Source organism: Terrisporobacter sp. (assembly GCF_017888745.1).
Taxonomy (GTDB): domain Bacteria; phylum Bacillota; class Clostridia; order Peptostreptococcales; family Peptostreptococcaceae; genus Terrisporobacter.
Genome location: NZ_JAGHFM010000265.1, coordinates 1 through 9094, shown reverse-complemented (window position 1 = coordinate 9094; position 9094 = coordinate 1). Strand labels below are relative to the sequence as shown.

At 27.7% G+C, this 9094-nt stretch carries 7 protein-coding genes; 6 read left to right on the top strand and 1 reads right to left on the bottom strand.

Annotated features, from left to right (window positions below; translation table 11 throughout):
* Nucleotides 1-305 precede the first annotated feature (305 nt).
* Nucleotides 306-1343, bottom strand: coding sequence for a PTS sugar transporter subunit IIC (locus tag J7G74_RS12075; RefSeq protein WP_330616562.1), 1038 nt, complete (start codon nucleotides 1341-1343; stop codon nucleotides 306-308).
* Between the two features lie 427 nt (nucleotides 1344-1770).
* Here J7G74_RS12075 and J7G74_RS12070 point away from each other — a divergent pair, with 427 nt between their 5' ends.
* The 6 genes from J7G74_RS12070 to J7G74_RS12045 form a co-directional block, all read left to right on the top strand.
* Nucleotides 1771-3042, top strand: a complete 1272-nt coding sequence (locus J7G74_RS12070) for a dihydroorotase (protein ID WP_297135715.1) — start codon at nucleotides 1771-1773, stop codon at nucleotides 3040-3042.
* Between the two features lie 64 nt (nucleotides 3043-3106).
* Nucleotides 3107-3406, top strand: coding sequence for a hypothetical protein (locus tag J7G74_RS12065; RefSeq protein ID WP_297135712.1), 300 nt, complete (start codon nucleotides 3107-3109; stop codon nucleotides 3404-3406).
* Between the two features lie 117 nt (nucleotides 3407-3523).
* Complete coding sequence (locus J7G74_RS12060; protein ID WP_297135709.1) at nucleotides 3524-5206, top strand: DUF262 domain-containing protein; 1683 nt, start codon at nucleotides 3524-3526, stop codon at nucleotides 5204-5206.
* Between the two features lie 182 nt (nucleotides 5207-5388).
* Nucleotides 5389-7722: an ABC transporter ATP-binding protein/permease gene (locus tag J7G74_RS12055; RefSeq protein ID WP_297135707.1), complete on the top strand. Its 2334-nt coding sequence runs from the start codon at nucleotides 5389-5391 to the stop codon at nucleotides 7720-7722.
* 150 nt (nucleotides 7723-7872) lie between these two features.
* Nucleotides 7873-8547, top strand: coding sequence for a response regulator transcription factor (locus J7G74_RS12050; RefSeq protein ID WP_297135705.1), 675 nt, complete (start codon nucleotides 7873-7875; stop codon nucleotides 8545-8547).
* Nucleotides 8544-9094, top strand: a 551-nt coding sequence (locus J7G74_RS12045) for a hypothetical protein (RefSeq protein ID WP_297135702.1), incomplete at its 3' end; no start/stop codon positions are given. The genes J7G74_RS12050 and J7G74_RS12045, both read left to right, overlap by 4 nt.

Below are 9094 nucleotides of genomic sequence, written 5' to 3'. Positions count from 1 at the left end.
TCAACTACAGCTTTTTACTTTTATACCAAATATTAATAAAAAACATTAATGGTGTAGAAAAATATATAAATCTTAGCTTATGAGATGTATTTCAAGAATATTAAAAGTATATGTATCAAATATGGTGATGAAATAATAACACTTATAGTCAGTTATATCATGTGATTGTGCTAGCCTTAACTTATAGGAGATAGTCTAAAATAGAGTTAAGCAAACCTAAAGAAGTGTTATTAAAATAATGTTTATATGAATATAAAAAACCGAGATAATTATTATCTCGGTTTTTTTATATATGATACTTTATATTAAGCAACTACTTCTTCTGATTTTGTTCCACGGATTTCATCAGCAGTTTTTATATTGTAGTTTTTGAATATTGTAGCTCCTATGAATCCTGCTATTATACTTACTACCATACATCCAGCAGCAGCTATTAATCCGTTAGTTCCGTTTTGTGCAACAGATACTGCGAAACCAGCTATTGGAGTAGCAAGACCTGGAGTACTAACTGTAATTCCCATTAAAGCAACTATTATACCAGACATAGCACCACCTATGAAGTTAGTAACGTATACTGGAATTGGGTTAGCAGATATTATATCTGATTGAGTTAATGGTTCTATAGCAACAGCTATAGTATCTTTTTTAGAACCGAACTTCATTTTTGAGAAGAATACGTAGTTCATGAAAGAAGAACCAAATACTGCTAAAGCACCTATTCCCATTGGAACACCTGTTAAACCTATTATAGAAGTTAAAGCCATTGAACTAAGTGGAGCAGTAGCAACAACTGTGATTAAACCACCAAGTATTAATCCCATTAATATTGGAGAAGTTTCTTGAGCTTGTATTAATACTTGTCCTATTTGAAGTAAAGTATTTTTTACAACTGGATCCATTGCCATAGCTATTCCTCTAGTTAAAGGAGCAGCAACTACTATTATAACTATTAAATCAAGTCCAGCAGGAACTTTCTTTTCTAAGAATTTTACAACAAATGATATTAAGTACCCAGCTATAAATCCTGGAAGTATTCCGAATACTGAAACAGTTAAACCAACTAATACAGCATAAACTGGTGATACACCAAGTGCTAAAGGAACTAATATACCAGCAGCAACACCACCTAAGCCACCGTTTGCAGCACCAACACCTTCTAAGAATTTTATTCCCATTTGTTCTCCAAATAATGAGAAGTGGAATGCTTCAACAAGGAAACTTGCACAAGCAGCGTTTGCTAATGCACCCATAGCTTTCATACCTTGTGGAGCTTTGTAACTAAATAAAGTGAATAATGCCAATACTACTAATAATAATGCAGTACCTGTTAAAATTTGAATCATATCGATTTCCTCCTAATAAAAATATTAAATTATTATTTTATACATAAACAAAAATTGTTTTCCTAGTAACCAAGATATTGTTTTCCTAAGAGTTACTATTGTATTAATTTGTTGCCGACATATACTATTTACGCGTCGTACAAATATTATTATACATAAATTTAAAAAAATGTAAATATAAATTTCGACAAAAATTTAATTTAATTATACATAAAATGAAAAATATACAAATAAATAGCTATTATTCAACAAAAAATAAAATTAAAAAATAATAAAAAATTTTATTATTTTTTAATTACGAATATAGTTTAAAAATTATGTATATTTTTTATTTAATCAATTTTGTAGTTTACATAAAAATTATTTTTAAAATTATGCTGAAAATGGTACAATATTTATAATTTATTTATATAAAAAGGAGATATTTATGATTTTAATCAAAAATGGTAGATTGATAGACCCTGCAAGTAAAAGAGATGAAGTAATAGACATTGCAGTTGAAAATGGGGAAATAATAAAAATAGGAAAAATAAAAGAAGAAAAAGGCTTTGAACAAATTATAGATGCAACAAATTGTGTTGTATCACCAGGATTAATAGACATACATGTTCATTTTAGAGATCCTGGATTTACACATAAAGAAGATATATTAACAGGAGCTAAATCAGCAGCAAGAGGTGGAATTACAACTGTAGTTTGTATGGCAAATACTAAACCTGTTGTAGATAATGTTGAAACTTTAAACTATGTAAACGAGAAAGCTAAGGATGCTGTTATAAACGTATTACAGTTAGGAAGTGTTACTAAGAGCTTCAGAGGCAAAGAATTAGTAGATTTTGAAGAATTATTAAAGAATGGAGCAGTTGGATTTAGTGATGACGGAATTGCTATAAATGATACTGGAATTTTATATGATGCAATGAAAAAAGCTAAAGAGTTAGATTTTGTGATAAGCCTTCATGAAGAAGATGAAAACTTCATAGAAATTGCTGGAGTAAATGATAGTGAAATAGCAAAACAATTAGGTCTAAAAGGTGGGGCTAAAACTGTATCAGAAGACATAATGGTAGCTAGGGACTGTATGATAGCATTAGAAACAGGGGCAAAAGTAAATATACAACATATAAGTTCAGGAGTTGCAGTTGAGACTGTTAGATTTGCAAAATCCTTAGGAGCTAAAGTGTATGCAGAAGCTGCACCACATCATTTTACTTTAACAGAAGAAGATGTTTTAAAACACGGTTCTCTTGCAAAAATGAATCCGCCACTTAGAAGTGAAAAAGATAAGCAAATATTAATAGAAGGATTAAAAGATGATACTATAGAAATAATAGCAACAGATCATGCTCCTCATAGTGAAGATGAGAAAAGTCGTGAATTTGCAGCTTGTCCTAGTGGAATAATAGGATTAGAAACTTCATTAGCTCTAGGTATTACTTCATTAGTTAGAAAAAATCACTTAAGCTTAATGCATCTATTAGAAAAAATGACTATAAACCCAGCTAAACTTTATAAATTAGATAAAGGATATATAAAAGAAGGAGCTGTAGCAGATTTGGTTATATTTAATCCAGATGAGCAGTGGGAAGTAAGAGATTTTGACTCTAAATCTAGTAACTCACCATTTATGGGTGAAAAGCTATATGGAAAAGTTAAGTACACTATTTGTAATGGAAAAATAGTTTATACTGATAAATAAGTCTGATTAATATAGAACTTATGATATAATTTAATTGATAAACTAATATCATAGGGGGTACAAAATGACAAGGGGAAGTAAGTTTAATGTAGGAATAAATAATATAACTATAGATCGTCTGACTTTGCTAAGTTATAAATTAAAACTTGATGAGTACATAAAGAAAAATAACCTTTGGGAAGAAAATACTCGTGAGTGTTGGCTATATGATTTAATTGATTTTAAATTAAAACAAGACGTAGGTCTATGCTATAGAAGTATAAGAGTGTTAGAAGATCACTGGGGATTTGACAGTGATAATGATGATATAGACGATTATATTACAAGACATATGACTGAATTTATGGGAAATGTGAATAAATAATATATAAAAAATCATCTTCATTTATATGGAGATGATTTTTTTATATATTATATTATTTTAAGTAGGATTATGATAATATGAATATATATAACAAATAGCACCAAAGGAGTAATAGGAATGACAAATGGACTAATTGAAGCAAATAAAGGAGTACTAAAGAAAATATTTTCTGAAGAATTTTGGTTTGTAGTACCACAGTACCAAAGACCTTATGTTTGGCAAGAAGATAATATACAAGAATTAATTGATGACCTTTATTATGCTTTTGAAAATAAACAAAATAGTGAATATTTTTTAGGTGCTTTAGTACTGAAAAGAACAAAAGAGGAAGAGTTTAGAGAATATGAAATACTAGATGGACAGCAAAGACTTACAACTTTATGTATGATGATAGCTGTACTTAGAGATTTAATGAAAAAGCAAAAATATAAATGGACTCTTTCTGAAATGATATATCAAGAAGAAAATGAATTACTAAAGGTACCAGCTAGAGGTAGACTTAAATACAATACAAGAGATAAAGTAAAAGATTTTGTTAGAGACTTCATAACTCCAATGGGAGGAACTAAAAGGAATGAAATACTGGAGTTTAAAGAAAATCAAAATATATCAGTAGCTAATATGGCTAAAGCTATAAACATTATGCATAGTATTTTTTCTGATAAAGAGGATTTAGAAGCATTTGCAGTTTTCTTATTAAATAATGTACTATTTATATATGTATCTACTGATAATACAGAAGATGCATTTAGGCTATTTACTATATTAAATGATAGAGGGATTCCACTTTCAAATGCTGATATATTAAAATCTATAAATATAGGAGAAATTTCTGAAGATGACCTTGACGAATACTCTAAAAATTGGGAATACTTAGAGGAAAAGTATAATAAAGGCTTTGATAGATTTTTATCTTTTGCAAGAACTATACTTCTAAAAAATAAGCCAACGTCAAACTTATTAGATGAATATGAGAAAAACATATATAAAAAAGGTATTTTGAAAAAAGGAAAAAATACAATAGATTTCTTAATTCATCTTGATGATATCTATGATAATATAATTGACTTACAAAGCAAAGAATTAAGTAATGATTATAAGAACTTAATAACAATAATGAAAATGGGGCTACATTCAGATGAGTGGATACCAGCATTATTAAGTTATTTCTTAAAGTTTAAATATTATAGAATAGACGAATTTATCAAAAAATTAGAGTATAAGTTTATGGGAGATCTTCTAACAAATACATCACCGTCTAAAAGGCGTGAAAATCTGAATAATGTAATTAAAGCAATTGATAATGTAGATAAATCTAATTTAAATAACTTATTAGAAAGTAAAGAATTATTTGATATAGATAAGAATATTTTTAGAAATAGCATAAATGGAGATGTTTATGGTAAGAAATATACTAAATATCTTCTTCTAAAGATTGAATATCTAATGTCAGATAATACTGTGCATTTATCTAATTATATGGATATTAGTATAGAACATGTACTTCCGCAAAATCCATTGAAAAAAAGTCATTGGAGAAGAGATTTTACAGAAAATCAGAGAAAGTTATGGACTAATAGATTATCAAATTTAGTTCTTATAAGTAATAATAAGAATGTGAAGCTAGGGAACCTAGATTTCAAGAAGAAAAAAGAAGAATATTTAAAGAATAGAATGGACGTATTTAATAGTAGTAAAGTATTTTTAGATAAAAACTCAAAATGGGATGAGAACACATTAAAAAGTAGACAAATTACACTGATTAATATGTTGGTTAATAATAAATCTTTTGAAAAATAATAAATTTATATAGTTCTAAAAAAGTTTAAGTTCGATTTGATATAGAGTTTTTTATTTTAGAATAAGTTAAGTTTTGGATTTTTATAAAAATATATTAAACATATACATAACAAAAAACAAAAATTAATATTAAGTTAATGTATGGAGTATAAAATTGTATCAACTTATTAGGAGGTACAAAGATGCTTACATTAAAAAACATAAAGAAAAGTTATACAACTGGAAACTTCACACAAGTTGCATTAGATGGAGTTTCAGTAAATTTTAGAAAAAATGAATTTGTTTCCATATTAGGTCCTAGTGGATCAGGAAAAACAACATGCCTGAATGTGATTGGTGGACTTGATAAGTATGATACAGGAGATTTAATTATAAATGGAAAATCTACAAAAGAGTTTTCTGATATTGATTGGGATGCTTATAGAAATAATAGTATTGGATTTATATTCCAAAGTTATAATTTAATAAATCACCTAGATATAATTTCAAACGTAGAAATGGGAATGACCTTAAGTGGTGTGTCAGCTAAAGAAAAAAGGGAAAAAGCATTGGAAGTCCTTGATAGAGTTGGTCTTAAGGATCATGTTCACAAAAGACCAAACCAACTTTCAGGTGGTCAGATGCAAAGAGTAGCAATTGCTAGGGCACTTGCAAATGATCCAGATATAATTTTAGCAGATGAGCCTACTGGTGCATTAGATACAAAAACAAGTATTCAAATAATGGAACTTATTAAAGATATAGCAAAAGATAAATTAGTAATTATGGTAACTCATAATCCTGAGTTAGCTCATGATTATGCAGATAGAATAATAGAATTTCGTGATGGAAATATAATATCAGATTCTAATGAATTAAAAGAAGAATTTAAAGATGGTAAATATTCATTAAAGAAAACAAGTATGAATTTCTTAACAGCTTTAAAATTGTCAGCTAATAATATAAAAACTAAAAAGGGTAGAACATTTTTAACAGCTTTTGCTTCAAGTATAGGTATTATTGGTATTGCCGTAATACTTAGTTTATCTACAGGTTTTCAAACTAAGATAGATGAAGTACAAAGTGACACTATGTCTGAGTTTCCAATAACTATTACTCAAAATGCTCAAGAAATAGATGCAGAAACTATTGAAGCTCAAAGACAATCTATGAAAGACAAAGTATTAAAAAATGAAGAATATACAGATTCTAAGGAAGTATATTTATATGATCCAAGTGAAAATATGGCAGTTCATAAAAATAATTTAAGTGAAGAATATTTAGAGTACTTAGAAAATATAGATCCTAACATAGCTTCAAGTATTGGATATACGAATATAGCATCAATGAATCTAATTCGAAAAATAGATGATACATATAAAACAGTTACCTTCAAAAGTGACACAAATAATCCTATGATGAGTAGCATTCAATTATCTTCCTATCCAGAGATGCTAGATAAAAATAAAGAGTCTTACATAGAAAAAAATTATGATTTATTGGCAGGAGAGTATCCAAGTAAAGAAACAGATTTAGTTCTTGTTGTTGATTCAAAAAATAGAGTGGATATAAATATTTTAAAAAATCTTGGAATTGATACAGATGGTATAGAAAGTATGGATTTTAATGATTTAGTTGGAATGGAGTTTAAGCTTATTGATAATGATGATTTTTATGAAAAAACAGCTTTCAATACATTTATGCCTTCAACTAATTTAGAAGACATGTACAATTCAAAAAATAGCATGACATTAACTTTAAAAGCTATAGTACGTGAAAATCCAGACTCTGGAGTAGGAATGCTTGCAACTGGTATAGCTCATAGTGATGCATTGTCTCAATTAGTTGTTGATAATGCAATAGACTCAGAAATAGTAAAAGCACAAAAAGAAGTAAATTATAATATTCTTACAAGAGAAGAAATAGATGAAGATACAAAAGCCAATTTATTAGCATACCTTGGTGGAGATGAAAAGCCTTCTTCTATTATGATTTATCCAAATAATTTTGAGGATAAAGAGGCAGTTCTTGACTACCTTGATGCTTATAATGATAAGGTAACTTCAGATGAAGATAGAATAGTTTATAGTGACTTAGCTCAGAGTATATCTGATATGACTGGTGGTATAATGGATGGTATCACTGTTGTATTGGTTGCCTTTGCATCAATATCTTTAGTAGTTTCTTTGATAATGGTGGGGATTATAACTTATATCTCAGTATTAGAAAGAACTAAGGAAATAGGTATACTAAGAGCATTAGGGGCAAGAAAAAAAGATATTACAAGAGTGTTTAATGCAGAAACATTTATAATAGGAACTTGCTCAGGTTTACTAGGTATTTTAATTGCATGGGGTCTTACTTTCCCTATAAATGATATACTTTATAAAATGACAGACTTAGAAAATGTATCTTATTTAAATCCTGTTCACGCAATAACTTTAGTTATAATAAGTGTTCTTTTAACAATGTTAGGAGGATGGATTCCATCAAAAATGGCAGCTAAAAAAGATGCAGTAGAATCTCTTAGAAGCTAGTTAAAAATAAAAGCAAACTGTGTTACTATAAGTAGATAATAGTAATATGGTTTGCTTATTATTTTTATATGGATACAAAATATGTAAATAGAAAAAGAAAGGAGTTTTTAGTAAGAAAAATATAATAAATTAACTTACTAAATTTATTAAATGATAAAAGTATTGATTGTTGAAGATAATGATAAACTGAGAAGAATGATTGACATATATCTAAATCAAAATAACTTTAAGACTTACACAGCAAAAGATGGTTTAGAAGCATTAGATATATTAGATAATAACTCTATAGACTTAGTTATTTATGATATTATGATGCCAAATATGGATGGTTTTGAGCTTATTAAAGAATTACGTACAGTATATAAAGAACTTCCAATTATTATAGTAACTGCTAAAGAATCAAAAGATGATAAAATGATGGGATTTAAAGTGGGAACAGATGATTATATGGTAAAGCCTATTGATTTAGAAGAATTACTTATGAGGATACAAGCACTTCTTAGGCGATTTAACATAAAGAATGAACATAAACTTAAAGTAGGAGATGTTACTTTAGATTATGATACACTGACTGTGAGTAAAAATGGTGAAAATATAATTTTACCCAAAAAAGAATTTTATCTATTATATAAGTTGCTTAGTTATCCACAAAGGATATTTACAAGAATGGAGCTTATGGATGATATATGGGGGATGAATACCAATAGCGATGAACAAACAGTAAATGTTCATATAAGAAGATTAAGAGAGAAATTTAAGGATTATGATGAATTTGAAATTATAACTATAAGAGGTCTTGGCTATAAGGCGGAGAATAAAATATGAGAAAGATAAGGAATAAAATACATAGTAGCATTAAGTATAAATTAAGTTCAGTATTTTTATTATCTCTACTTATAGGAAACTGTATATCGATTTTTGCAGTTGCTCCATATATTAAACGCAAGGTAGTAGATGGGTTTTCTGAAAAATATGAAATTATTATTACTAGAATAGATGAATCTAGTAATAGTAAAGAATCACTATATAACTTAATAAATTTATATGAGGATATAGGATATAGTATCAAACCAATAAATAATATCAGTGATTTGGGACTAGATATTAATCAAAAAAATATACTAAGTAAAGAGAATAAACTTATCTATATATCTATGAAAGAACATGGTGTGAATGCTGTAACTAAGGTGAATAATCAGTATTTTCATATAAAATCTATAAATAGTAATAGTGTGAAATATATTCCATTATATATAAATCTATGTATATTGACTATTACAAGTTCTATTTGCATTTTTATTTTAAGTTTTGTACTAAAAAAGATAATTGCTCCTATGGAGGAATTAATGGATGCTACTAATGAAATTGCAGC

What these genes read in the sequence shown, in the direction of transcription:
- J7G74_RS12075 (WP_330616562.1), bottom strand. Translation starts at nt 1,343, where the DNA reads ATGATTCAAATTTTAACAGGTACTGCATTATTATTAGTAGTATTGGCA.
- J7G74_RS12070 (WP_297135715.1), top strand. Translation starts at nt 1,771, where the DNA reads ATGATTTTAATCAAAAATGGTAGATTGATAGACCCTGCAAGTAAAAGA.
- J7G74_RS12065 (WP_297135712.1), top strand. Translation starts at nt 3,107, where the DNA reads ATGACAAGGGGAAGTAAGTTTAATGTAGGAATAAATAATATAACTATA.
- J7G74_RS12060 (WP_297135709.1), top strand. Translation starts at nt 3,524, where the DNA reads ATGACAAATGGACTAATTGAAGCAAATAAAGGAGTACTAAAGAAAATA.
- J7G74_RS12055 (WP_297135707.1), top strand. Translation starts at nt 5,389, where the DNA reads ATGCTTACATTAAAAAACATAAAGAAAAGTTATACAACTGGAAACTTC.
- J7G74_RS12050 (WP_297135705.1), top strand. Translation starts at nt 7,873, where the DNA reads ATGATAAAAGTATTGATTGTTGAAGATAATGATAAACTGAGAAGAATG.